Here is a 25513-nt window from a genome sequence, read left to right on the forward strand (position 1 = left end):
TGACGAGATTGAAGAAGCAATTATGGCGTATATATGCGTTGGGGGCAGGGATTCTATTATTTCTGCTGCTCCCAATCAGCGTAGGCGCAGAAGCAAATGTGTTAGACTGCCTCGAAAATGAAGAGGAGTGTAATGAAGAAGAAGTAAATTTAAATAATGAACAGCCGGATGTAAACGATGAAGATACAATCATAGACAATAACAATGAATTTTTAGTGGAGGACGAAGCTTCTAATTCATCCATGGGCTGGCAGATTGTGCGTCTGGTTATTGGTCTGGCACTCGTATTAGGTTTAGTTTATGTCGTATTAAAGTTTTTAGGAAAGAGAAACGGGTTTAATCAGCAGCCGGGTCTCTTAAGAAATGTAGGCGGAGTATCTGTCGGAGCAAATAAATCTGTTCAAATTATCCGTGCAGGAAACAAATATTATCTTATTGGCGTTGGAGATAATGTGGAGCTTTTAGAGGAAATCGATGATCCAGAAACAATAGAACAGTTACTTGATCAGTCAGCAGAGAAGGGTTCAGATCCATTATCATTCTTTTCAAGAGAAAAAAATGACAATGGGAAGAAAGCGTCTGGCAAGTCTTTTGATCAATTACTTACCAGAGAGCTGAAATCGATTCGTAAAAATCGCCAGAATCTAATTAATAAGCATAAGGACGATTCAAATGAATGATTTTATAGATATCTTTTCTAGCTCTGACCCGACGAATATAGCCACCTCTGTGAGGCTCCTGTTATTATTAACGATTTTTTCCTTAGCTCCGGGAATTTTAATTTTAATGACGAGCTTTACACGGATTATTATTGTTTTATCCTTTGTACGTACATCATTAGCTACGCAGCAGATGCCCCCAAATCAGGTACTCATCGGTATTGCTTTGTTTATGACGTTCTTTATCATGGCTCCTACCTTTTCGGAAGTCTATGAACAAGGATTATCTCCGCTTTTTGAAGAGGAGATAACGTTGGATGAAGCATATGAAAATGCAAGTGTTCCGTTAAAAGAATTTATGGCGCAGCATACAAGGCAGAAGGATTTGCAATTATTCTTGAGTTATACAGAGGCAGAACCGCCGGAAACGGTACAGGATATTCCGTTAACCACTTTAGTCCCTGCATTTGCAATCAGTGAATTAAAGACGGCATTTCAGATGGGCTTTATGATTTTTATTCCATTTTTAATTATTGATATGGCTGTCGCAAGTATCTTAATGTCCATGGGGATGATGATGCTGCCGCCGGTAATGATTTCATTGCCATTTAAAATATTATTATTTGTGTTGGTTGATGGGTGGTATTTGATTACGCAGTCACTGCTCGGTGGTTTCTAGTAGAACCGTATTGAAAGTGGTATTGGAAGTGGAAGGAGTATAATTAATGAGTAGTGAATTAGTATTAACCCTGGCTGAACGGGGAATCTTTACAATTTTATTAATAACGGTTCCTGTATTGCTGCTGGCTTTGGCCGTAGGTTTACTTGTAAGTATTTTTCAGGCAACAACACAAATTCAAGAACAGACACTTGCATTTATTCCAAAAATTTTGGCGGTACTACTTGGTCTCGTATTTTTTGGACCTTGGATGTTAACAACCATTGTTGAATTTACTTCCAGTCTATATATGAATATTAACCAATACATAGGGTAGATCTGATGATTGAAATGATAAATTGGAACCTTGTTCCTGCGTTCATGTTAATATTTGTCCGGATTATGGCTTTCTTTGTCATTATGCCTCTATTCTCTTATCGGTCTGTTCCTGTTCAATTTAAAATAGGAATCAGTTTTTTTCTGACACTCATTTTAATTCCTACGGTAGATATCAGTAATGTTGCGCTGAATGATTTATATTTATTCCTGCTGTTTAAGGAAGCTCTCATTGGAATTTGTATCGGATTGATTGCTTTTATTCTTGTTTCAGCTATTCAGGTTGCCGGGGGATTTGTTGATTTTCAAATGGGATTTGCGATTGCCAATGTGATAGATCCGCAAACTGGGGCGCAAAGTCCGTTGACAGGCCAGTATTTCTATATTATTGCTCTGCTATTTCTATTATCCGTAGATGGCCATCATATGATTTTGAATGGGATGATGAACAGTTTCACATATATCCCTTTAGATCAATTTATTCCATTTGGAGAGGAAAGCATTGTTGAACTTGTGCTGACAACGTTTAACACAATGTTTCTGATTGCTTTCCAAATCGCAGTACCCATTGTAGGCTGTTTGTTTTTAGTGGATGTTGCCTTAGGGATTGTGGCTCGGACAGTACCGCAGATGAATGTGTTTGTCGTTGGGCTGCCATTAAAAATCCTTGTCAGCTTTGTAGCAATTCTTGTATTTCTAGCACTTTACATCGGCTTGCTGCAATCTGTTTTTGAAGCAATGTTCCGTGTAATGGAGCAGTTAATGGCTTTATTTGGAGGTGTTTAATGTGAAATTGACATTAGACTTACAATTTTTTGCAGGGGAAAAAACAGAAAAAGCAACTCCAAAGAAAAGACAGGACGAACGTAAAAAAGGACGTGTTGCCAAAAGTCAGGATATCAATACAGCTGTCCTGCTGCTCGGCTGCTTTATCGGATTGTTTGTTTTTGGCGGTTATATTCTGGAATATATGACGAGCTTTTACAGAAAATCATTTACAGAATACATTCATTGGGATGTGACGAATCACTCGGTTCAAATGATGTTTAATGATTCGTTCCTTCAAGCGGTTTTAATGGTTGCCCCAATTATGGTGATAGCCGTTATTTCCGGTGTAGCTGCAAATCTGCTTCAGGTCAAATTTCTGTTTTCAACAGAGCCGTTAAAGTTCGATTTGAAAAAAATTGACCCGATTAAGGGAGCTAAGAGGATTTTTTCTATTCGGGCATTAGTGGAATTTTTGAAATCATTATTGAAGATCGCCTTGGTTGGGACGGTCACATTTACCGTCATTTGGATGAATAAAGATCAGATGCTGATGACTGCATTTTTAGATGCTGAAGGAGCGTTGGGCTTTTTTGCACGGGTTACTACCATCATGGCATTCTCGGCTATTGCTTTATTGATTTTTTTAGGAGTGCTAGATTATTTATACCAAAAATACGATTTTGAAAAAAACATTCGGATGTCCAAGCAAGACATTAAAGACGAGTATAAAAATGTCGAAGGGGATCCGTTAATTAAATCAAAAATGAAAGAAAAACAAAGACAGATAGCAACCCGAAGAATGATGAGCGAGGTTCCGGGAGCGGATGTCATTATTACCAACCCGACCCACTATGCCATTGCCATTAAATATGATGAAGCAAAGGCAGAAGCACCATTTGTTATTGCGAAAGGGACGGACAGCATTGCACAGCGCATCAAGGAAATTGCGAATGAACATCATGTACAAATGGTAGAGAATCGTTCATTGGCAAGAGCGCTGTATGCTGCAACTGAAATCGGCGAAGTTATTCCGGAAGAATACTTTCAGCCTGTAGCAGAGGTTCTTGCATATGTATATCAAATGGAGAAAAAAGCGTAAGAAGTTAGGAGAGAATGGAAATGAAATTCCGGGATATTGCGGTTCTCATAGGCGTTATACTGGTTATTGTTATGCTGGTTATCCCGTTGCCTGGAGAATTTTTAAGTCTTCTCATATTAATTAATATAATACTTGCATTGGTTGTTATTTTAGTAGCCATGAATACCACGGAACCATTGCAATTTTCCGTATTTCCAACACTGATTTTGTTGTTGACATTATTTCGGTTAGCTTTAAATGTGTCCACAACCCGTGCCATTCTCTCGGAAGGTAATGCAGGAGGAGTTGTAGAAACATTCGGCTCCTTTGTAATTGGAAATAACCCTTTAGTCGGGTTTGTTGTATTTATTATTTTAGTTATTATCAATTTTATTGTTATTACCAAAGGGGCAGAACGTGTATCGGAAGTTGCTGCCAGGTTCTCCCTCGATGGGATGCCCGGGAAGCAGATGAGTGTCGATGCGGATTTAAATGCCGGTTTAATTACAGAGAGCCAGGCGAAAGAACGGCGGGAAAAAATTGAAAATGAAGCCGACTTTCATGGATCCATGGATGGGGCAAGTAAATTCGTTAAAGGAGATGCTATCGCCGGGATTGTCATCGTTCTGATCAATGTACTTTTCGGAATGATTATCGGGGTGGCTCAAATGGGCTTGTCTTTGTCAGAGTCCGTTGAATTATTTACACGTCTTACTGTTGGGGACGGACTGGTCAGTCAAATACCTGCTTTGCTTATTTCAACGGCAACAGGGATTGTCGTTACAAGGTCTGCCCGGGGAAGTAATTTAAGTTCGGATGTAACAGGTCAGCTGCTGCAATTTCCGAAGCTTTTATATATCGCAGCAGGAACAATCTTTCTGCTTGGTCTGACTCCAATCAACTTTTTCTTAACGACGCTTCTGGCCGCTTTTTTAGCCTTCAGCGGGTACTGGATGGAGAAGAAAAGTGTGGAGCCGGAACAAGTTACTGAGGAAGAGGAAGAAGAAACCGAATTGACCGCTCTCAAACAGCAGGAAAATGTGGTCAGCCTCTTGAATATGGATCCGATTGAATTTGAATTTGGCTATGGATTAATTCCTTTAGCGGATACATCCCAGGGAGGAGACTTGCTGGACAGGGTCATTATGATACGGAGACAGCTGGCGATTGAGCTTGGACTCGTAATACCTGTAGTAAGAATCAGGGATAATATCCAGCTGCAGCCGAATGAATATCAATTAAAGATAAAAGGAGACAAGGTTGCCAGCGGTGAATTAATGCTGGATCATTATTTGGCGATGGCTCCCGACTTTTTAGAGGATGATATAGAAGGAATTGATACAAAAGAGCCTGCATTTGGGCTGCCTGCAAAATGGATAAGTGAAAATGTAAAAGACGAAGCGGAATTATCCGGTTATACGGTCGTTGATCCTCCTTCTGTTGTATCGACTCACCTGACAGAAGTGATTAAAAAACATGCATTTGAGCTCTTGGGAAGAGAGGAAACAAAACAGCTGATTGATCACTTAAAAGAAACAAATCCGATTTTAGTCGAGGAAGTAACCCCGGAACCATTGTCCGTCGGCGATGTTCAAAAAGTACTGTCGAAGCTTTTAAGAGAAGGTGTATCTATCCGGAATCTGCCGGTAATCTTTGAAACATTAGCTGATTTTGCCAGATTGACTAATGATACAGATGTGCTGGGAGAATACGTCAGACAAGGGTTAGCATCACAAATCACAAAAAGCTTTGTAAAAGATGATAATGCGTTGAAGGTGATTACGATATCCGGAAAGATTGAAAAAGCAATTGCTGACCATGTTCAACAGACAGAGCACGGCAATTACTTAGCGTTAGACCCGGATCAGCAGCAGGAAATTGTGCAGGCGATTCATAAGGAAGCGGAAAAAGTATCCCTTCAGGAAGAAACAACGATTATTATATGCTCGCCGGCAGTGCGGATGTATTTAAAACAATTGTTAGACAGGTTCTTACCTCAAGTTGTTGTATTATCATACAATGAACTAGAACCGACTGTGGAGGTACAAAGTGTTGGGGTGGTGAATATCGCATGAAGATAAAGAAATATAAAGCGCCGTCTATGCCGGAAGTAATGAAGCAGGTAAGGAAAGATTTTGGCACAGACGCAGTTATTTTACAATCCAGGCAAATTAAATCAGGCGGCATGTTGGGGCTTTTTAAAAAGAATTATATAGAGGTAGTTGCCGGCTATGATCCGGAACCGGTTCAGCCTGTTAAAAAAGCAACTGTCAAAAAAGAAGCTCCTGCACTGCAAAAGGAGAAGACTCCGGAAGCGGCAGCAGATGTTTCTTATTCTAAAGAACTGGAACAGGTTTATAAACTCCTGGAAGCGCAGAACAGACAGCTCCAGCTCAGGTTAACGCCGGATGAACAGCTGATATATGACCGCCTGACAGCGCAGGAGGTTCTTCCTGATATTGCTTTGGAGCTCATCAAGGAAGGGGGGAATCAGACTGCTGCCCTCCAGCAAAGAATCCATGAAGAAATAGAAAAGCGCTTGGAAGGGCTGCAATTAGGCTTTACATATCACCATAAAGTGATTCAATTTGTCGGCCCGACTGGTGTAGGAAAAACAACTACGATTGCAAAAATCGCCGCCCGCATGCAGCTGACAGAAAATAAAAGAATTGCGTTTATCACACTGGATACGTACCGGATAGCAGCAGTTGAGCAGCTGAAAACATATGCAAAGATTCTTCATATACCTGTACATGTAGCGTATAACAAGCAGGAATACCATCAGTATATCGCGGAGCTGCAGGATTATGATGTGATTTTAGTAGATACAGCCGGAAGAAATTATCGGGATGAAACTTACTTGAAAGATATGGCGGACTGGATAAGCCCTGGAGAAGTAACAAATTATCTCGTATTATCAATGACGGCAAAACCGAAAGATTTTCTGGATATTTACGGAAAGTTTACAGCAATCGGTGTTCATGGGCTTATCTTGACAAAATTAGATGAGACAGAGCAATACGGAAATATTTTGAATGCTGCATTTCATTATCCTGACATCCGGATTGGCTATATGACAAATGGGCAGGATGTTCCCGAGGACATGCTGAGTCCAACCTTAAATCAGCTTAGCCGTTATATAATAGGTGATGAACAATGAGCTATGACCAGGCTGAACAGCTCCGAAACCGGCTATCCCCTGAAAGGACAGCAAAAACGATTGCTGTTTGCAGCGGAAAAGGCGGTGTAGGAAAATCAAATTTCACACTTAATTTTTCGATGAAACTTGCACAGGAGAATCATAAAATCCTGGTATTTGATTTAGATGTAGGAATGGGAAATATCGATTTACTCCTTGGTATGCAGACAGACTATTCTATTGCCGATGTTTTAAATAATAAAATTTCCATTCAGGACGCCATTGTAAAAAGTCCTTATGGCATAGATTATATTCCCGGAGGCTCTGGCCTGCACGATTTCTTAGAAATTAATGAGCATAAGAAAGCTATTTTTTATCAAGGGCTGGAAAAGGTATGGCGAGAATATGATTATGTGTTATTTGATATGGGTGCTGGTGTGACAGAGACTTCATTATTTTTTATTTTGGCAGCAGATGAATGTTTTATTGTCACTACGCCTGAACCGACGTCCATTACGGATGCATATGGAATGGTGAAGCATATATTATCTAATCAGCCGGATATGCCAATCTATACTATTTTAAATCGTTCAAGGAATAAAACAGAGGGCAGCAATATTCTCGATAATTTCCACACGGTTATTCGCCGCTTTCTGGACGCAGAGGCTCGAAGATTAGGTTGTATTCCAGAAGACGGAAATATAATGAAAGCTGTCATGCATCAAAAACCGTATACCAAGTTATATCCGAAAACGAAGGCTTCCAAAGCAATGGAGTCGATCCTGCAAATGTACGTAAATGACACAAACAAAACGGTACGTAAATCTGGCAGTTTCATAGAACGGATAAAACATTTCATGAAGGGGTGAAGAAATGACTCTAATTAATGTTCTTGTCGTAGATGATTCTGCATTTATGAGAAAAATGATTTCTGAGATTTTAACAGAGGATGGCAGATTTCATGTAGTTGGAACTGCCGTACATGGCGAAGATGGGGTAAATAAAGTAAAAAAGCTGCATCCGGATGTCGTAACCATGGATGTCCAAATGCCGAAGCTGGATGGTTTAGGAGCTTTAAAACAGATTATGGAGGAATGTCCTGTTCCTGTGGTCATGCTGTCCAGTGAAACAAGAAAAGGCGCTGATTATACCATCCAGGCTATTTCGACAGGTGCGGTTGACTTTATTACAAAGCCGTCCGGAGCGATTTCATTAGATATAAAAAAGGTAGAAAAAGAAATATGCGACAAGGTCTATACAGCAGCAACCGTAAAAGTACATAAAAAAATAAATGGAGCAGCGCAGCATGTGCCGATAGAACGTATACAGCAGCCATTGACAATGCCTGCGAAGCCCTCTCTTTCCTCCAAAAAAATGGTTGCCATCGGAACGTCTACTGGAGGCCCGAGAGCGCTGCAGAAAGTCATTACCGCTTTACCGAAAGATCTTGGTGTTCCTGTTGCTGTTGTACAGCATATGCCTCCTGGATTTACTGCGTCTCTGGCAGAACGGTTAAATCAAATTAGCCGGTTGACTGTTAAAGAAGCGGAACATGGAGAATTAATGAAAAAGGGAACGGTCTACATCGCGCCGGGCGGATACCATATGGAAGTGAAAAGCAGCGGCATGGCATTAATGATTTCATTAAATCAACAACCGCTGGATAATGGTCATCGTCCGTCCGTCAATACATTATTCCGCTCTCTGTGTTCTCTTAAGAATTATCAGATTGTAACCTGCGTCTTAACAGGGATGGGGAATGACGGTACGCTTGGCTTAAAAGCATTGAAAAAAGCAAATTCTCATGTCGTTTCACTTGCAGAGACAGAAGAGACAGCTATTGTATATGGAATGCCGAAGTCTATTATCAATGAGGGGCTAGCTGATTATCAAGTGCCATTAAATCAAATGGCTAGCCAGCTGAGCAATCTTGTTAAATAACAAATAACCGGAAGGGAAAGATTGGCATGACACAAGAACAGTTAACTCCAGAAAGATTAGAAAAAACAATCATTTTTGATTTGAATGGCAGTGAGTATGGGTTGCCGGTGAACTTTGTAGAGTCTATTGAAACATCCTTGCCTATTACACGCGTCCCGCACGAAAAAAATTATATTAAAGGTGTGATTAATCTTAGAGGGAAGATTATTCCTGTCATTGATTTGCGCATTCGGCTGGAAGAAGAGCCGGAGCATAACAAGGAAGAAGATCAGATAATCATCACCAAGATTGATGAGACACAAGTTGGGTTGATTATAGACAATGCAAATGATGTGCTAGACATCCCGGTTGATCTTTTGGAAAATCCTCCGGAAACCATTGGCACTGTAAAAAAAGAATACATCCATTCTATTGCTCATCTGGATAATCGGCTGATTGTATTATTAGATATTTATAAATTATTAAATTTAGAAGAAATAAAAACAAAAGAATTGGATGATCAATGATGGATGTTTTCCAATTAACGAGCTTTCAGAAGGATATTTTGAAAGAAATAGGGAATATAGGTGCTGGAAACGCTGCAACCTCCTTATCACAGCTGTTGGGTCATAAAATAGATATGCTGGTTCCTAATGTGGAGATTGCTGATTTTAACGAAGTCATTGAATTGGTTGGCGGACCGGAACAGCCTATTGTCGGATTGATGTTTCAGGTGGAAGGGGAAATAACGGGTGTAATGGCTATTGTCGTTGATATTGAAGAAGCAGAGTATCTGGTACAAAAGCTGACGCATAATCCGGAATTTCGATTATCAGAAGAGACGGATGGAATAGAATTAGAGATTGCTATGTCTGCATTAAGTGAAATAGGAAATATTTTGACCGGGTCGTATCTTACCGCGCTTTCTGACTTTACTGGTATGAATCTGCAGCCTTCTGTTCCACATCTGGGAATCGATATGGCTGGTGCTATTATGACAATGGGCTTATTAGAAATTTCTCAGGTAACAGATTATGCAATTATTATTGATACGGAAATAAGGCAAGAGGAACGAGGCCATGAACAGATTAGAGGGAATTTCCTTTTTATTCCTGATCCAGAATCTTTTCAAAAGCTCTTTGCCAAATTAGGATGGTCTTAAGATGAGTATAACGAAAACAATTGTAAATGTCGGTATTGCAGATACGAAAATTGTTCGATCCCCTAATACGATTCGAACGCTGGGGCTTGGCTCTTGTATTGGAACGGTATTATACGATGAAAGGCGTGGAATAGCTGGATTGTCTCATATTTTATTGCCTGACTCCAGCCAAGCAAAAGCCGGCAGTATAAGTGAGATGAAATATGCAGATACAGCCATCCCGCAGCTGTTAGAAATGCTTCAGGAACAGGGAGCCAGAAATATGAAAGCAAAAATGGCCGGGGGAGCGCAAATGTTTCAGGTTGGTAAAGGAACAAGCTTTATGCGGATTGGTGATAAGAATATAGAAGCAGTCCAGGACGCGCTTCGAAAATTAAATATTAAAGTTGTTTCCTCAGATGTAGGCGGTAATTTGGGGAGAACGATTGAGTTTGATCCAGTAACGTCCAAGCTTTCCATCAGAAAACGTAATCAGAATGTCTTTACAATTTAACCGATTTGAAAGGAGTGTGTCATCGTGAGTTCATTAGAGCCTTCACAAGAACAAATTTTATGGAAGCATTGGATGACCAGTCAAGATAATGAAGCAGCAAATCTACTCATTGAGAACTACATGTATCTTGTTTCCTTTCATACGGAAAGAATTGTAAGTCAATTGCCTAATCGTGTGGATCGTGAAGAAATCCGCAGCTATGGCTTGCTAGGTCTGTATGATGCATTGCACAAATTTGAGCTGAAACGTGATTTGAAATTTGATACATATGCCTCATTTCGAATTAAAGGTTCGATCATGGATGGATTAAGAAAAGAAGATTGGCTGCCACGTTCGATTCGTGAGAAAACAAAAAAGGTGGAGCAGGCAAGTGAGATTTTTGAGCAAAAAAATCAACGGGAAGCACAGCCGGAGGATATTGCCGAAATGACAGGAATGCCTATTCAGGACGTCGAAATAACATTACGGGATATGGTACTGAGCAACATGCTTTCTATTGAAGATAAACCAAAGGGGCAGGAGAATGACCTGAAAGAAGGTATTGGCTACAATGTATCAGATAAACCGGAGCTCAGGCCGGAAGAAAGGCTTATCCAAGAAGAGTGGAAGGACGAATTAATAGAAGGAATCAAGTCATTAAATGAAAAAGAACAGCTTGTTATCAGTCTTTTTTATCAAGAGGAATTAACCTTTACAGAGATTGGACAAGTATTGGAATTAACGACTTCCCGTATTTCACAAATCCATAAGCGAAGCATTGTAAAATTACGCTCAACGCTGCAAAAAATCACCCAGGTTTAATATGAGCATGTATGGAAGGGAAAAAATATGTCAACATTACTATGGATGATCAGCTTTTTACTACATGGCATTTCAATATTAGCTATTTATTTATTATTAAAGAACAGGCAGAATGCTAATGGTAATAAACAAGCAGAAAATGTACTGAAAGAGACTTTGGAAGAAATAAGGAAAGAGAACAGAATGCTGCAAAGACTTCTGGAAGAGGATAAACAGCCTGACAAAAGTCCTGTAAAGCATGACAGCATAAAAAAGTATCCTCCTTTCCCCCCTGCAGAGAAGAAGAAAGAGGGAGCTGCGATGACAGAGAAAGAAACGCAGCCTATAGAGGATTTTCAACCTGCTGCTTATCAAGATGAAGTAGAAACATCCTTGGAAGCCAAAATACTGCAGCTTCACACAAACGGAGAAACAATAGACGATATAGCTAAAAAGTTAAACTGTGGAAAAACAGAAGCTGAAATAATTATCAAAATGCATCAAAAAAAGTCGTAGAAATCACTTGCCTCCTTGGAGAGGTTGTGGTATAGTAACCTTTGGTGTAAATAGTCTATCTATGATTAGTTAGCTAAAAATCACACGCATTTGGATTTATAAGGTTGGTGCTGATATACAGTGTTCTTATAAAGAAGATAAATGCGGAGGAATAAAACCAATTAGGAGGAATTTATTATGGCAGCAATTTCAATGAAACAATTGCTAGAAGCTGGTGTACACTTTGGTCACCAAACACGTCGTTGGAACCCGAAAATGAAAAAATACATTTTTACGGAGCGTAACGGCATCTACATCATCGACTTACAAAAAACAGTTAAAAAAGTGGATGAAGCATATAACTACGTGAAGGAAATCGCAGCAAATGGCGGTACAGTACTTTTCGTAGGTACAAAAAAACAAGCTCAAGATTCTGTACGTGACGAAGCAGTGCGTTCAGGCATGTACTATGTTAACCAACGCTGGTTAGGTGGAACATTAACAAACTTCCAAACAATCCGCAAACGTATTAACCGTTTGAAAGATATTGAGAAAATGGAAGAAGACGGTACTTTCGAAGTACTTCCTAAAAAAGAAGTAGTAAACTTATTAAAAGAAAAAGATCGTCTTGTTAAATTCTTAGGCGGAATCAAAGAAATGAAAAAACTTCCAGATGCATTATTTGTAATCGATCCTCGTAAAGAGCGTATCGCAATTGCAGAAGCACACAAACTAAACATTCCGATTATCGGAATCGTTGATACAAACTGTGATCCGGATGAAATCGATTATGTAATCCCTGCAAACGATGATGCAATCCGTGCAGTAAAACTTCTTACTTCAAAAATGGCAGATGCTATTCTAGAAGTAAAACAAGGTGAAGAAACAGAAGAACCTGTTTCTGAACAAGACCAATTAGAAGCAGAAGTTGCTGAAGAAGCTGCTTCCCAAGAGTAATCTTTTAAAAGGTGAGGGTGATAAGAGGATAGAAGCCTTTTATCACCCTTTTTTCAGGAAAGAAGAAGGAATAACAAAAATTAACGTTTTTTAGGAGGAATTAACATGGCAGTAACTGCTAAAATGGTTAAAGAATTACGTGAAAAAACAGGTGCTGGAATGATGGATTGTAAAAAAGCACTGACAGAAACAAATGGAGATATGGAGCAGGCAATTGATTTTCTACGTGAAAAAGGAATGGCGAAAGCTGCTAAAAAAGCGGATCGTGTTGCTGCAGAAGGATTAACGCATATTGAATTAGACGGAAACAGAGCTGCAATTATTGAAGTAAACTGTGAAACAGACTTCGTTACAAAGAACGATCAGTTCAAGCAATTGCTTTCTGACCTTGGAAAACACATTGTGAAAAATAATCCTGAAACTGTTGAAGAAGCTTTACAACAGCCATTTTTAGATGGTTCTGAAACAGTTGACGCAGCAATCACTACAGTGGTTTCTAAAATTGGAGAAAAAATCTCACTTCGCCGCTTCACTGTATTAGAAAAAACAGATAATGATGCTTTTGGTGCATACCTTCATATGGGCGGACGTATCGGCGTGCTTTCATTGTTAGAAGGTACAACAGACGAAGAAGTAGCGAAAGATGTTGCAATGCATGTAGCAGCTATCAACCCTCGTTATGTATCCCGTGATGAAGTTGCTGAAGAAGAAGTGAACAGCGAGCGTGAAGTGCTTAAAACACAAGCATTAAACGAAGGAAAACCAGAAAACATCGTTGAAAAAATGGTAGAAGGCCGTCTAGGTAAATTCTTCGAAGAAATCGTTCTTTTAGAACAAAGCTTTGTAAAAGATCCAGACCAAAAAGTGAAAAAATATGTTGGAGATAAAGGTGCTTCTGTAAAAGCATTTATTCGCTATGAAGTAGGCGAAGGAATGGAAAAACGTGAAGATAACTTCGCGGAAGAAGTAATGAGCCAAATCAAAAAATAAGTTGTGCAAATTAGGGGACATTAATTTGTTCCCTTCTTTGTAGGGGTTTTTCAAAAGGCCGAGTGAAAACTGAAAAGTTTAATTCGTCCTTTTGAGTATCCTCTTATAGCTATATATTGTAAATATATTTTTTCTCTGGAGGTTATTATGACGACAGCACATTATAATAGAGTTGTGTTAAAATTAAGTGGAGAGGCATTAAGTGGAGAAGAAGGATACGGAATCTCACCTAAAATCATTCATTCCATTTCAGAACAGGTTAAAGAAATTGTAGAGCTTGGTGTAGAGGTTGCTGTAGTAGTCGGCGGCGGTAACATCTGGCGTGGTAAAGTAGGATCAGAAATGGGCATGGATAGAGCTTCAGCTGATTATATGGGGATGCTTGCAACAATTATGAATTCTCTTGCTTTACAGGACGGTCTGGAAACGATTGGTGTACAGACCAGAGTACAGACATCCATTGAAATGAGACAGGTTGCTGAACCATACATACGGCGGAAAGCGATTCGCCATCTGGAGAAAAAGCGTGTTGTTATTTTTGCTGCTGGTACTGGAAATCCTTATTTTTCTACAGATACAACAGCTGCATTACGGGCTGCAGAAATTGAAGCAGAAGTGATTTTAATGGCTAAAAACAACGTGGACGGCGTTTATACAGATGACCCTAAAATCAACAAAGAAGCAAAGAAATATGATTCACTCACTTATTTAGAAATGTTAAATGAAGGATTAGGTGTAATGGATTCTACCGCTTCTTCATTATGTATGGATAATGACCTGCCGCTGATTGTCTTCTCTATTATGGAAGAAGGTAATATTAAACGAGTTGTGCAAGGTGAAAATATCGGAACAACGATAAGGGGGAACTAAACATGTCAGAATCAGTGATAAAAGATACGAAGGAAAAAATGGAACAGGCTGTTCAAGCTTTCTCAAGAAATCTAGCCTCTGTTCGTGCTGGACGTGCCAATCCAAGTCTATTAGATACGGTTTATGTTGATTATTATGGTGCTTCTACACCGCTGAACCAACTAGCTCAGGTAGGTGCTCCAGAAGCAAGACTGCTGACCGTTACTCCATACGATAAGTCAGCAATTGGTGATATTGATAAAGCAATTCAAAAAGCGGACTTGGGACTTTCTCCATCAAATGATGGAAACATCATCCGCATCAATATTCCTGCTCTTACCCAAGAAAGAAGAAAAGACTTGGTTAAAGTAGTAGGGAAATATGCAGAAGAAGCTCGTGTACAAATTAGAAATCTTCGCCGCCAGGCAAATGACCAGCTTAAAAAAGCTGAAAAAAATGGTGATATGACAGAAGACGATTTAAGAGCATTTCAAGACGATGTTCAAGAAACAACAGACGCGTATATTAAGCAAATTGAAGATTTAGCAAAAACCAAAGAAAATGAAATTATGGAAGTGTGATAGGGGATACATGCCTTCTATCTATCTTAACAGCACAAACCCTGGCAAAATATATTTTGTTTAAAGGTGACAGTTTTCTGCTAACGTAGTAAGATGCCATTAAGCCCTCTTATTAAAGGGGGTTTTTGTATTAATGTTACTGGCTATCATGCACTTATATATGAGTGGATAAAAAAGACTTCCGCATCCGCTGTATGTCGCGGTTAACGGAAAATCCTTTTCTAAATGTGTCATGTTATCATATTTAAAAAAACAGTCGATTTCATACATGTTAAACGAAATACAGTCATATTATTTATTGGCATGGTCATGCCTTTCATCCCTTGTTCTTCGAAAAAAGATGAAGAGGGTTATGAACAAACAACCATTCGGGGGACGGAAAATGTCTATTAAAATTCCTTTTTTATCAAAACAACCAAAAGAATCGGATTCACTTTCTGAAGAGAATGCTCCCAATCATGTTGCTATTATCATGGATGGGAATGGCAGATGGGCACAAAAACGGGGATTACCCAGGTTTGCTGGTCATAAAGAGGGTGTATCTACGGTGAATAAAATCGTTAAAACCGCTGTGAAAGCAAATGTGAAGGTTTTAACGCTTTATACTTTTTCAACAGAAAACTGGAAACGGCCAAAACAAGAAGTGGAATATATTTTAAAACTTCCAAAAGAGTTTTTGCATGTATATTTACCAAGCTTAATGGAAAATAATGTTCGTATCCAAACGATAGGCGATTTTCAGGCATTGCCGAGCCACACACAGGAAGCAGTAAACTATGCAAAAGAAAAAACAAAGCATAATGATGGTCTTATTTTAAACTTTGCCCTTAATTACGGCGGCCGATACGAGATTTTAAAAGCAGTCAAGCAAATCGTAACGGAAGTAAAAGAAGATGATATCGATATGAGCAGCTTAGATGAAGAAACCTTTTCAAAATATTTATATACAACAGGTGTCTCTGACCCGGACCTGTTAATACGTACTGGCGGCGAATGCCGTTTAAGTAATTTTATGCTTTGGCAAATGGCGTATACAGAGTTTTGGTTTACAGATAAACTATGGCCGGAGTTTACAGAAGAAACATTCTATGAAGCATTACTTGCATATCAGCATCGGAAAAGACGATATGGAGGTATATAAGGTGATGATGATTTAATGAAGCAACGAACGATAACAGCAATTATAGCTCTGCTTGTATTTGTGCCGATTATTATTATTGGCGGTTTGCCATTTACTATTTTTGTCTATTTGCTAGCGACGATTGGGATAGTTGAATTAATGCGGATGCGCCATCCTGATAAGAATTTTTTTCCGTATGTTTTATCAGCTTTACTGACGTGGGTTATTTTACTGCCTAATGAATTACTGGCTGATATTGAATGGCTGACGAAGTATGAATTGATTTCTATCTTTATTTTTGTTTTATTGGCGTATACCGTGCTTGTAAAAAATGAGTTTACTTTTGATCAGGTGGGCTTTGTTGTTCTTGCGGCGTTTTATGTTGGTTTAGGATTCTTTTATTTGCTGCAGACTAGAGATGGAGAAAATGCGCTGAGAAATATTTTATTTGCATTTTGCATTATTTGGGCAACGGATACAGGAGCCTATTTATTTGGACGCAAACTGGGAAAACATAAATTATGGCCGACTATCAGCCCGAAAAAGACCGTTGAAGGCGCGCTGGGAGGTATTTTTGTAGCTGTAGTTGTAGCTGTGATTTTTCACCTGATAGCACCATTTGAGCAATCCTGGTTGACATTGATTATTGTTACGATGATAGCTTCTGCCTTTGGACAAATCGGTGATTTGGTTGAATCTGCCTTTAAACGTGTGTATCATGTAAAGGATTCCGGGAATATTCTTCCTGGACACGGCGGCATTTTAGATCGCTTTGACAGCATGCTTTTTGTTTTTCCATTACTGCATTTTATTCACTTTTTTTAACAAATAGAAGCGAATATTGTAGAATTGGTAAAGTAAGCTGACTTATTGAATATACTAGGTGAAGAGCTTTCTTTTGGCTAATACATAACAAAATTACATTATCGGACAAGTTAGCATATACGTTATTCTTGTCCCGGCACATACATGTATAGTTCCTTACTATATGAATGAGAAATAAATGATTGTTATGTGAACTTGTTGCGGAGAATCAAATGGTTAAATACTCCCTAACAACCTCTTTCTACCTTTATAAAAAAGGAAGGTGCTGTCATGACAACGGTTATTGCGTTTATATTGATGTTTGGTTTGCTCGTTTCCATCCATGAGTGGGGCCACCTGATTTTTGCAAAAAGAGCGGGCATGCTTGTCCGTGAATTTGCAATTGGCTTCGGGCCCAAAATATTGTCATTCACAAAAAATGAGACACTTTATACAATCCGGTTAATTCCGGCGGGCGGATATGTCCGTGTTGCTGGAGATGACCCGGAAATTGTGGAGTTAAAACCAGGGCATCATATTGCGCTTGATTTTAACAGAGATGGAAAAGTATCTAAAATTATTGTAAATAACAAATCAAAGCATCCAAATGCCCGCACGATTGAAGTAGAGAAGGTCGACCTTGATCATAAGCTGTATATCGAAGGCTATGAATTGGATGACGAAGAGACAAAGCTACATTTCGATGTCGATCCGAAAGCGATGTTTATCGTGGATGAGCAGGAAACACAGATTGCTCCTTTCGATAGACAATTTGCATCTAAAACGGTCGGACAGCGTGCCATGCAGCTTTTTGCCGGTCCAATGATGAACTTTGTCCTTGCTATCTTTATCTTCCTGCTTATGGGGATGATTCAAGGCGTTCCGGTAGAGGAAGCACAAATGGGTGAGGTTCAACCGGAAAGCCCGGCAGAAGAAGCGGGGCTGCAGGAAAATGATGTTATTACACAAATAGGAGACCAATCTGTCTCAACATGGGATCAGTTTACGGATATTGTCCGTGAAAACCCGGATGAGGAATTAGATTTGGTTATATCCAGAGGTGACACAGAGGAAGAATTGACGGTTGTCCCAGCTGAAGTGGAGACCGTGGACGATAAAGGGGACCCAATTCATATCGGACAAATCGGTGTAACTCCGGCTTATGAAAAAAATATCCTTGGAACATTAGCATTTGGATTTGAGACAACTTATGAAACGTCGAAGCTTATACTTAACAATTTGGTCATGTTAGTTACGGGCCAGCTTTCCATTGATGTGCTATCAGGACCCGTAGGAATTTATGATGCGACAGATCAGGTTGTTCAATCTGGCTTTACAAACTTTTTAATGTGGACAGCGATGTTGAGTATTAATTTAGGAATTATTAATTTAGTTCCTCTGCCAGCATTAGATGGCGGCCGTTTAATGTTTGTCGGACTGGAAGCCGTCAGAGGAAAACCGATAGCTCCAGAAAAAGAAGGAGTCTTCCATTTTGTCGGGTTTGCCCTCTTGATGCTCTTAATGATTGTTGTCACATGGAATGACATTCAGCGATTATTCTTGTAAAATAAAATAGTAAATCCAATAGGTTACCCTTGTCGGTTTATAGACAAGGGTTTCGTGTTTTTAATTAATAGAGGAGGTTCGAAAAGTCCAATAAAAATGACACTGCGATTAAAGGAACTTCTGCTAAAACCGCCCACGTCCTGTGAGCAACGTAGAAGTCACCACATCCTGTGAAAGTCCGTACGTAAAAAGCTCGTCGCCTTGAACTTTCAACGCACAAATGTTTTCGATGGAACGAGTAACCGCAGTCCCAGGACGTGGCGTTCTTAGCCGGCTAGTCCTGTTTACCGGACTTTTTGAACACACACTAAATAGGAGAAAATTTCTTCCTGTGTAGTCAAATATCTATCTACAATTGGAGGGGTAGAGATGAGTATTTCCAAGCAAGAAAAAATGAGATTACTGCTTGAGCAAATTCAGCTGTCTGACACATCAATTCAAACGTATTTTGCTTCAAGTTATTTAGAAAAAGTAGAGGTTTATAAGCAAGAGAAGAAATGGCATTTTTATATTCATTTAGAGGATGTTCTTCCATTCGATGAATATTTATATTTCCAACAGTCTTTGCAAAAAAGCTTCTCATCCATCGCCGAGAAGGTCGAGCTGACATTACATACAGATAATAAGCAATGTAATGAAAAAGATATTGGTGTATATTGGAAACATTTTTTAGCAACAACTTCCATTTCACCTGCATATCAGGAAATGGTAATGCAGCAAACGCCTCAAATTGTGGAAAATAAGATAATCTTAACTTCAAGAAATGAAGCAGAATCAAATATTTTGAAGAAAAGACTTGAACCAGCATTCAGTCAATTCTGTTATCAAATTGGTTCCAGACCTTACTCCATTGATTTGGAAGTAAATGCTGATCAAAGTGAAATGCAAGCATTCCAAGACAATAAGGCGAAGGAAGATCAGGCGCTTGTCCAAAAAACCGTACAGGAAAAAGAAAAGCGGGATAAAGAAAAGGATACGCCTGTCAGCCAGCCGCTGGCGATCGGTTATAAGATTCAGGACGATCCGGCAGAGATGAATCAAATCCTGGAAGAAGAAAGACGGATTACTGTACAAGGCTATGTATTTGATTCAGAAATCAGAGAGCTGCGGTCTGGAAGAAGCCTTTTGATTATTAAAGCAACAGATTATACCGATTCCCTGCAAATAAAAATGTTCTCCAAAGGGGATGAGGATGTCAATAAGTTTCAATCTGTTAAAAAAGGGATGTGGGTAAAAGCTCGCGGCAGCATCCAAACGGATATGTATACTAATGAATTGGCAATGATGGCAAAGGATATTCATGAGGTACAAGTAAGAGAAAAACAAGATGAGGCGCCTGAGGATGAAAAAAGAGCTGAGCTGCACGCACATACGACAATGAGCCAAATGGATGCGGTCGTTTCTCCGGACGCATTGGTTGAACAGGCTGCCAAATGGGGACATCCAGCTGTAGCAATTACAGATCATGCTGGTGTACAAGGATTCCCAGACGCTTACTATGCAGGTAAGAAACATGGCATTAAAGTGCTTTATGGGGTAGAAGCAAATTTAGTCGATGACGGCGTTCCGATTGCCTACAATGAGAGTGACCGTTTATTAAAAGATGCAAACTATATTGTATTTGACGTGGAAACAACAGGGCTTTCTGCTGTGTACGATACGATCATCGAATTAGCCGCGGTAAAGGTACATGATGGTGAAATCATTGACCGATTTGAATCGTTTGCTAATCCGCATCATCCGCTGTCTGAGACAACGACGAATTTAACGGGGATTACGGATGATATGGTTAAGGATGCTCCTGAAGTCGGCGATGTCTTAAAAGATTTTCATGCCTGGATGGGAGAAGATATTTTAGTAGCGCATAATGCAAGCTTTGATATGGGCTTCTTAAATCAAGGATTTAAACGGATTGGCTATGAAAAAGCAGCCAACCCAGTCATCGATACACTAGAATTAGCAAGGTTTTTAATTACAGAGCTTAAAAATCATCGTTTAAATACATTATGTAAGCATTTAGGAATTGAATTGACACAGCACCACCGTGCCATTTATGATGCGGAAGCTACAGGCTATTTATTGTGGAACCTGGTCCAGAAATTAATGGAAAGAGAAATCACCAATCATCAGGACTTAAATAATCATATGGGAGAAAACAATGCTTATCAGCGCTCCAGACCTTTTCACTGTACGATTATAGCGCAGACGCAGGAAGGCTTAAAAAATCTATATAAAATTGTATCCCATGCGCATATTGATTATTTCTATCGTGAGCCGAGACTGCCACGGTCTATTTTGAAAAAATACCGTAAAGGTCTCTTGATCGGGACAGCTTGTGACAGAGGAGAAGTCTTTGAAACGATGATGCAAAAATCCGAGGAAGAGGCGGAGCAGGTTGCTGAGTTTTATGATTATATTGAAGTGCAGCCACCTAAAAACTATGTCCATTTGGTAGATAAAGATTTAGTGCAGAACGAAGCACAGATAGTAGATATATTACGAAAGCTTGTCAATCTTGGGGAACGCATGGGGAAATTAGTAACTGCGACCGGGAATGTGCATTATTTGCAAGATATTGATAAGCAGTACCGGCAAATCCTGATTGCATCGCAGGCTGGTAATCCATTAAACAGGCAGACACTGCCGGATACACCATTCCGGACGACAGGTGAAATGCTTGGTGCTTTCTCCTTTTTAGGAAAAGAAAAAGCAAAAGAAATTGTGGTTCAAAATACGCAGCAGTTAGCTGACAGTATTGAGGATATCTCTCCTATTCAGGATGGCTTGTTTACGCCGAATATCGAAGGCGCGGAACAGGAAATGCGTGATTTATGCTATGATATGGCGAAAAAAGTATATGGCGAGCCGATACCGGAAATTGTTACCAAACGGTTGGAGACAGAATTAGAAAGTATTATCGGAAACGGATTCGCGGTAATTTATTTGATTTCCCATAAACTGGTTAAAAAATCCTTGGATGATGGCTACCTTGTAGGTTCACGGGGCTCAGTCGGATCCTCCTTTGTTGCTACGATGACCGAAATTACAGAGGTTAACCCGCTTCCGCCGCATTATGTCTGTCCAAGCTGTAAGCACTCTGAGTTCTTTACAGACGGATCTGTAGCGAGCGGTTTTGACCTGGAAGATAAAAATTGTCCAGAGTGCGGTGCTGCACTTGTAAAGGATGGACAGGATATTCCTTTTGAAACGTTCTTAGGCTTTAAAGGAGATAAGGTTCCGGATATTGACTTGAACTTCTCCGGAGATTATCAGCCGCGTGCCCATAACTATACGAAAGAACTGTTTGGTATAGATAGTGTGTACCGGGCTGGAACAATTGGAACTGTAGCTGAAAAAACTGCCTATGGTTATGTAAAAGGCTATGCTTCCGATCATCAGCTTGTTTATAAAAATGCAGAGATTGACCGTCTTGTACAAGGCTGTACCGGGGTGAAAAGAACAACCGGACAGCACCCCGGGGGAATTATTGTTGTTCCCGATGATAAGGAAATTTATGATTTTACACCGATACAGTTCCCGGCGGATGACCGGAACAGTGAATGGCGGACAACACATTTTGATTTCCACTCGATTCATGATAATCTGCTGAAGCTGGATATACTTGGACACGATGATCCGACTGTTATCCGCATGCTGCAGGATTTAAGCGGAATTGATCCTAAAACCATTCCGACCGATGATGAAGAAGTGATGAAAATCTTTGGCGGAACAGAGTCTTTAGGAGTTACTCCAGAGCAAATCCAGTGTAAAACTGGCACGCTGGGAGTACCTGAATTTGGTACAAAATTTGTGCGGCAGATGCTTGAGGATACGAAGCCAAATACCTTTGCAGAACTGTTAATTATATCAGGTCTGTCCCACGGTACCGACGTGTGGCTTGGCAATGCACAGGAGCTGATTAATAACGGCACGTGTAAGCTTCCAGATGTTATCGGCTGCCGTGATGATATTATGGTCTATTTAATGCATAAAGGCTTAGAGCCTTCCTTGGCATTTAATATCATGGAGTTTGTCCGTAAAGGTAAAGGGTTGAAGGATGAATGGATTGAGGAAATGAAGAAAAACAATGTACCTGACTGGTATATTGAATCTTGTAAGAAAATCAAATACATGTTCCCGAAAGCCCATGCGGCAGCTTATGTTTTAATGGCTGTACGAATCGCTTATTTCAAAGTGCATCACCCGATTCTTTTCTATGCGGCATATTTCACCGTTCGTGCGGATGATTTTGAGTTAGATACGATGATTAAAGGTTCGGATGCTATCCGTAAACGTATGGAAGAGATTAATTATAAGGGCAATGATGCATCGCCAAAAGAGAAGAACTTATTGACTGTGCTTGAGCTTTCATTAGAAATGTGTGAACGCGGCTTATCTTTAAAAAAGGTAGATTTATATAAATCAAGCGCAACCGAATTTATCGTTGACGGTGATTCGCTGCTTCCTCCTTTCAATGCTGTGGACGGCTTAGGCACCAATGCGGCATTAAATATTGTGAAGGCCCGTGAAGAAGGAGAATTTCTTTCTAAAGAAGATTTAAGAGAAAGAAGTAAAATTTCCAAAACCGTGCTGGAATATTTAGATACACACGGATGCTTAGAAGGTATGGAAGAAAAAAACCAGCTTTCCTTATTCTAAATGTGAAAGACATACGCATAAATCCGTTTGTTTTTGGAGAAACTAAAAGAAGTTAGTTGAGGGTAAAAAGCGCTGTAGTATTGATTTGGAGGTTTGCAAAGGGGTATAGAATATGCTATACTATTTTTGTTTAGAATGTTCGATACGTACGAATGTAAAGAGTGGGTGCACACCCACTCTTTATTCATACCTCGCCTAAACAAGACTCTCTGCTTCCCCCGCCGTATTTTAGGCAGGGGTTTTATATTGATTGAAGGCGTGAGGACATGGTTAAAGGAGGTTTACACTTGAGTTCCAAGATAATTGAGATAACAACCGAATTAGTTCATCCGATTTTAGAAGAGAAAAATTTAGAATTAGTTGATATCGAGTATGTGAAAGAAGGGAAAAACTGGTTTCTACGTGTTTATATTGATAAAGAAGGTGGTATTGACATTGTAGAATGCGGTGAGGTCTCTGAACAGTTAAGTGAAAAACTGGATAAAGCTGACCCGATAAAAGAAGCTTATTTTCTTGAAGTATCTTCCCCGGGAGTTGAAAAACCGTTAAAAACACTGGATGACTTTAAAAAGAATATTGGAAACAATGTTTTTGTGAAGTTATATGAAAAAATTGATGGTGAAAAAACGTATGAAGGCATTTTACAAAATGTAGAGAACGATACCCTTTCTATTGAATACAAAATAAAAACGAGAAAGAAAATCGTAGAAATACCTTATGATAAGGTAGCAAAAGCAAGACTGGCAGTCTTGTTTTAATGAAGAGTACGAGAACAACATCCAAAAGGGGGAAAAGAAAAAGTGAGCACGCAGTTGTTTGATGCGATTGATCATTTAGCAAAAGAAAAAGGGATAGACAAGGATATATTGATGGAGGCTTTGGAAGCAGCGCTTATTTCTGCTTATAAAAAGAATTTTAAGTCCGCATCGAATGTTCGGGTAGAGTTGAATGAAACTACTGGAAAGATGGCTGTTTACGCAAGAAAAACAATTGTCGAAAATGTAGAAGACTCGCAGCTGGAAATATCTCTTGATGAAGCAAAAAGTATTAATCCGAATTATGATGTAGATGATGTGATTGAAGTGGAAGTAACACCGAAAGATTTTGGACGTATTGCTGCCCAGGCTGCTAAACAAGTAGTCACCCAGCGAGTGCGTGAAGCAGAACGAGGCGTTATCTTCTCGGAGTATATTGATAGAGAAGAAGATGTCATGACTGGAATTATTCAGCGTAAAGATTCACGTTTTGTCTATGTGAACCTTGGCAAAATTGAAGCCAAGCTGGCAGAGGCAGAACAGATGCCTACAGAAGAATACCATATTCATGACCGGCTGAAGGTTTACGTGACAAAGGTCGAGAATACAAGCAAGGGGCCGCAAATCTATATTTCCCGGTCACACCCTGGTTTGTTAAAGCGGTTATTTGAAATGGAAGTTCCTGAAATTTATGATGGAATTGTTGAAATTAAATCTGTTTCCCGTGAAGCTGGCGACCGCTCTAAAATTTCTGTACATGCACCAGACCCGGAAATTGATCCGGTGGGATCTTGTGTGGGACAAAAAGGACAGCGTGTGCAAGCCATCGTAACAGAATTAAAAGGTGAAAAAATCGATATTGTAGAGTGGTCTGAGGATCCTGTCGTTTATGTATCGAACGCATTAAGTCCTTCTAAAGTATTGAAAGTATTTGTTGATGAGGAAGAAAAAGCAACGACGGTTGTTGTTCCAGATTATCAACTGTCTCTGGCAATCGGTAAAAGAGGACAAAATGCACGTTTAGCCGCTAAACTTACAGGCTGGAAAATAGATATCAAAAGTGAAACGGATGCAAGAGCAGAAGGTTTGCTGGATGATGCAGAAATAGAAGAAGCTTATTCTGACAACGATGAAGATTTGTTTGAATAAGGAGGTATTTTAACTTGGCTAAGAAGAAAAAGATACCAGAGAGAAAATGTGTTATGACAAATGAAATGAAGCCTAAAAAAGAATTGATCCGCATTGTCCGGAATAAAGAAGGGGAAGTGTTCGTTGACGAAACTGGCAAGAAAAACGGACGAGGAGCTTACCTTTCCAAGAATAAGTCTGTGATAGAACAGGCTCGGAAAACCAATGCGCTTAACAAAATCTTGAACGCAGAAGTAAGTCCAACAATCTACGATGAGTTAGAAGCTTTAGTAGAGGGAGAATGACATGAATCCTAATTATTTGAACATCATTGGTCTCGCTGTCCGGGCAGGGAAATGCTCAACAGGAGAAGACACTATTTTAAAGGATATTCGTAAAGGTCGTGCAAAGCTTGTTTTATTGGCAGAAGATATTGGACCGCAAACCAAAAAGAAACTTTCGGATAAATGTACCTCGTACAATGTTCCGTATCGACTTGTTGATAACCGGGATATCTTATCGCAGGCAATCGGGAAAGAACAGCGAGTAGCTATAGCAATACTAGATTCAGGCTTTGCAAAAAAACTTCTTACTCTAGTTGGATAAATAAATCCGG

General features: G+C 39.6%; 26 protein-coding genes. All 26 read left to right on the forward strand.

Going from position 1 to position 25513, the window contains the following annotated elements; translation table 11 throughout:
• The first annotated feature begins 8 nt into the window (after positions 1-8).
• The 26 genes from fliO (at position 9) to ACFO3P_RS21445 (ending at position 25503) form a co-directional block, all read left to right on the forward strand.
• Positions 9-680 carry a flagellar biosynthetic protein FliO gene (gene fliO / locus ACFO3P_RS21320; protein ID WP_052485095.1) on the forward strand — a complete coding sequence of 224 codons (672 nt, stop codon included), beginning with the start codon at positions 9-11 and terminating at the stop codon, positions 678-680.
• The gene (fliP, locus tag ACFO3P_RS21325) at positions 673-1338 is read left to right on the forward strand and encodes a flagellar type III secretion system pore protein FliP (RefSeq protein WP_042535014.1); all 666 of its coding nucleotides are present in this window, start codon (positions 673-675) and stop codon (positions 1336-1338) included. Before fliO ends, fliP begins: the two co-directional genes overlap by 8 nt.
• A gap of 46 nt (positions 1339-1384) precedes the next feature.
• A complete protein-coding gene (gene fliQ, locus ACFO3P_RS21330; RefSeq protein ID WP_042535012.1) occupies positions 1385-1654 on the forward strand; it encodes a flagellar biosynthesis protein FliQ in 270 nt (89 codons plus the stop codon).
• A 5-nt stretch (positions 1655-1659) separates the two neighbouring features.
• The gene (gene fliR / locus ACFO3P_RS21335; protein ID WP_212928510.1) at positions 1660-2439 is read left to right on the forward strand and encodes a flagellar biosynthetic protein FliR; all 780 of its coding nucleotides are present in this window, start codon (positions 1660-1662) and stop codon (positions 2437-2439) included.
• A gap of 1 nt (position 2440) precedes the next feature.
• The gene (gene flhB / locus ACFO3P_RS21340; RefSeq protein ID WP_289584567.1) at positions 2441-3520 is read left to right on the forward strand and encodes a flagellar biosynthesis protein FlhB; all 1080 of its coding nucleotides are present in this window, start codon (positions 2441-2443) and stop codon (positions 3518-3520) included.
• A 20-nt stretch (positions 3521-3540) separates the two neighbouring features.
• Positions 3541-5574, forward strand: coding sequence for a flagellar biosynthesis protein FlhA (gene flhA, locus ACFO3P_RS21345; RefSeq protein ID WP_193064972.1), 2034 nt, complete (start codon positions 3541-3543; stop codon positions 5572-5574).
• Positions 5571-6659: a flagellar biosynthesis protein FlhF gene (gene flhF / locus ACFO3P_RS21350; protein WP_193064973.1), complete on the forward strand. Its 1089-nt coding sequence runs from the start codon at positions 5571-5573 to the stop codon at positions 6657-6659. The genes flhA and flhF overlap by 4 nt, the downstream gene beginning before the upstream one ends.
• A complete protein-coding gene (locus tag ACFO3P_RS21355) occupies positions 6656-7507 on the forward strand; it encodes a MinD/ParA family protein (protein ID WP_212928512.1) in 852 nt (283 codons plus the stop codon). The genes flhF and ACFO3P_RS21355 overlap by 4 nt, the downstream gene beginning before the upstream one ends.
• A gap of 4 nt (positions 7508-7511) precedes the next feature.
• On the forward strand, positions 7512-8579 hold the full coding sequence (locus ACFO3P_RS21360) for a protein-glutamate methylesterase/protein-glutamine glutaminase (protein ID WP_193064975.1): 1068 nt from the start codon (positions 7512-7514) through the stop codon (positions 8577-8579).
• Positions 8580-8605: 26 nt separating this feature from the next.
• Positions 8606-9085, forward strand: coding sequence for a chemotaxis protein CheW (locus tag ACFO3P_RS21365; protein WP_042535000.1), 480 nt, complete (start codon positions 8606-8608; stop codon positions 9083-9085).
• The gene (locus ACFO3P_RS21370) at positions 9082-9720 is read left to right on the forward strand and encodes a chemotaxis protein CheC (RefSeq protein ID WP_042534999.1); all 639 of its coding nucleotides are present in this window, start codon (positions 9082-9084) and stop codon (positions 9718-9720) included. The genes ACFO3P_RS21365 and ACFO3P_RS21370 overlap by 4 nt, the downstream gene beginning before the upstream one ends.
• Before the next feature lies 1 nt (position 9721).
• A complete protein-coding gene (locus ACFO3P_RS21375) occupies positions 9722-10213 on the forward strand; it encodes a chemotaxis protein CheD (protein ID WP_193064976.1) in 492 nt (163 codons plus the stop codon).
• 24 nt (positions 10214-10237) lie between these two features.
• On the forward strand, positions 10238-11014 hold the full coding sequence (locus tag ACFO3P_RS21380; protein ID WP_256704841.1) for a FliA/WhiG family RNA polymerase sigma factor: 777 nt from the start codon (positions 10238-10240) through the stop codon (positions 11012-11014).
• 27 nt (positions 11015-11041) lie between these two features.
• Positions 11042-11509, forward strand: a complete 468-nt coding sequence (locus tag ACFO3P_RS21385; RefSeq protein ID WP_042534996.1) for a DUF6115 domain-containing protein — start codon at positions 11042-11044, stop codon at positions 11507-11509.
• Between the two features lie 177 nt (positions 11510-11686).
• Positions 11687-12445 carry a 30S ribosomal protein S2 gene (rpsB, locus tag ACFO3P_RS21390; protein WP_042534995.1) on the forward strand — a complete coding sequence of 253 codons (759 nt, stop codon included), beginning with the start codon at positions 11687-11689 and terminating at the stop codon, positions 12443-12445.
• 105 nt (positions 12446-12550) lie between these two features.
• On the forward strand, positions 12551-13435 hold the full coding sequence (gene tsf / locus ACFO3P_RS21395; RefSeq protein ID WP_042534994.1) for a translation elongation factor Ts: 885 nt from the start codon (positions 12551-12553) through the stop codon (positions 13433-13435).
• Positions 13436-13582: 147 nt separating this feature from the next.
• Positions 13583-14305: a UMP kinase gene (gene pyrH, locus ACFO3P_RS21400; RefSeq protein ID WP_042534993.1), complete on the forward strand. Its 723-nt coding sequence runs from the start codon at positions 13583-13585 to the stop codon at positions 14303-14305.
• A 2-nt stretch (positions 14306-14307) separates the two neighbouring features.
• Positions 14308-14865: a ribosome recycling factor gene (gene frr / locus ACFO3P_RS21405; RefSeq protein WP_042534992.1), complete on the forward strand. Its 558-nt coding sequence runs from the start codon at positions 14308-14310 to the stop codon at positions 14863-14865.
• A 382-nt stretch (positions 14866-15247) separates the two neighbouring features.
• Positions 15248-16006 carry an isoprenyl transferase gene (locus tag ACFO3P_RS21410; RefSeq protein ID WP_193064980.1) on the forward strand — a complete coding sequence of 253 codons (759 nt, stop codon included), beginning with the start codon at positions 15248-15250 and terminating at the stop codon, positions 16004-16006.
• 15 nt (positions 16007-16021) lie between these two features.
• Positions 16022-16810 carry a phosphatidate cytidylyltransferase gene (locus ACFO3P_RS21415; RefSeq protein WP_042534988.1) on the forward strand — a complete coding sequence of 263 codons (789 nt, stop codon included), beginning with the start codon at positions 16022-16024 and terminating at the stop codon, positions 16808-16810.
• 270 nt (positions 16811-17080) lie between these two features.
• Positions 17081-18355 (forward strand): RIP metalloprotease RseP, encoded by a 1275-nt coding sequence (gene rseP, locus ACFO3P_RS21420; protein ID WP_289584568.1) that lies wholly within the window; start codon positions 17081-17083, stop codon positions 18353-18355.
• Positions 18356-18724: 369 nt separating this feature from the next.
• Positions 18725-23014, forward strand: coding sequence for a PolC-type DNA polymerase III (locus tag ACFO3P_RS21425; RefSeq protein WP_289584569.1), 4290 nt, complete (start codon positions 18725-18727; stop codon positions 23012-23014).
• A 266-nt stretch (positions 23015-23280) separates the two neighbouring features.
• Entirely contained in the window at positions 23281-23772 is a 492-nt protein-coding gene (gene rimP, locus ACFO3P_RS21430; protein WP_042534981.1) for a ribosome maturation factor RimP, read from the forward strand.
• Between the two features lie 42 nt (positions 23773-23814).
• The gene (nusA, locus tag ACFO3P_RS21435) at positions 23815-24918 is read left to right on the forward strand and encodes a transcription termination factor NusA (protein WP_042534979.1); all 1104 of its coding nucleotides are present in this window, start codon (positions 23815-23817) and stop codon (positions 24916-24918) included.
• Between the two features lie 14 nt (positions 24919-24932).
• On the forward strand, positions 24933-25202 hold the full coding sequence (gene rnpM / locus ACFO3P_RS21440; protein ID WP_042534976.1) for an RNase P modulator RnpM: 270 nt from the start codon (positions 24933-24935) through the stop codon (positions 25200-25202).
• A gap of 1 nt (position 25203) precedes the next feature.
• Entirely contained in the window at positions 25204-25503 is a 300-nt protein-coding gene (locus ACFO3P_RS21445; protein ID WP_042534974.1) for a YlxQ family RNA-binding protein, read from the forward strand.
• The last annotated feature ends 10 nt before the right edge of the window (positions 25504-25513 follow it).

It is taken from the genome of Oceanobacillus aidingensis, from assembly GCF_042654105.1.
Taxonomy (GTDB): Bacteria; Bacillota; Bacilli; order Bacillales; family Amphibacillaceae; genus Oceanobacillus; species Oceanobacillus oncorhynchi.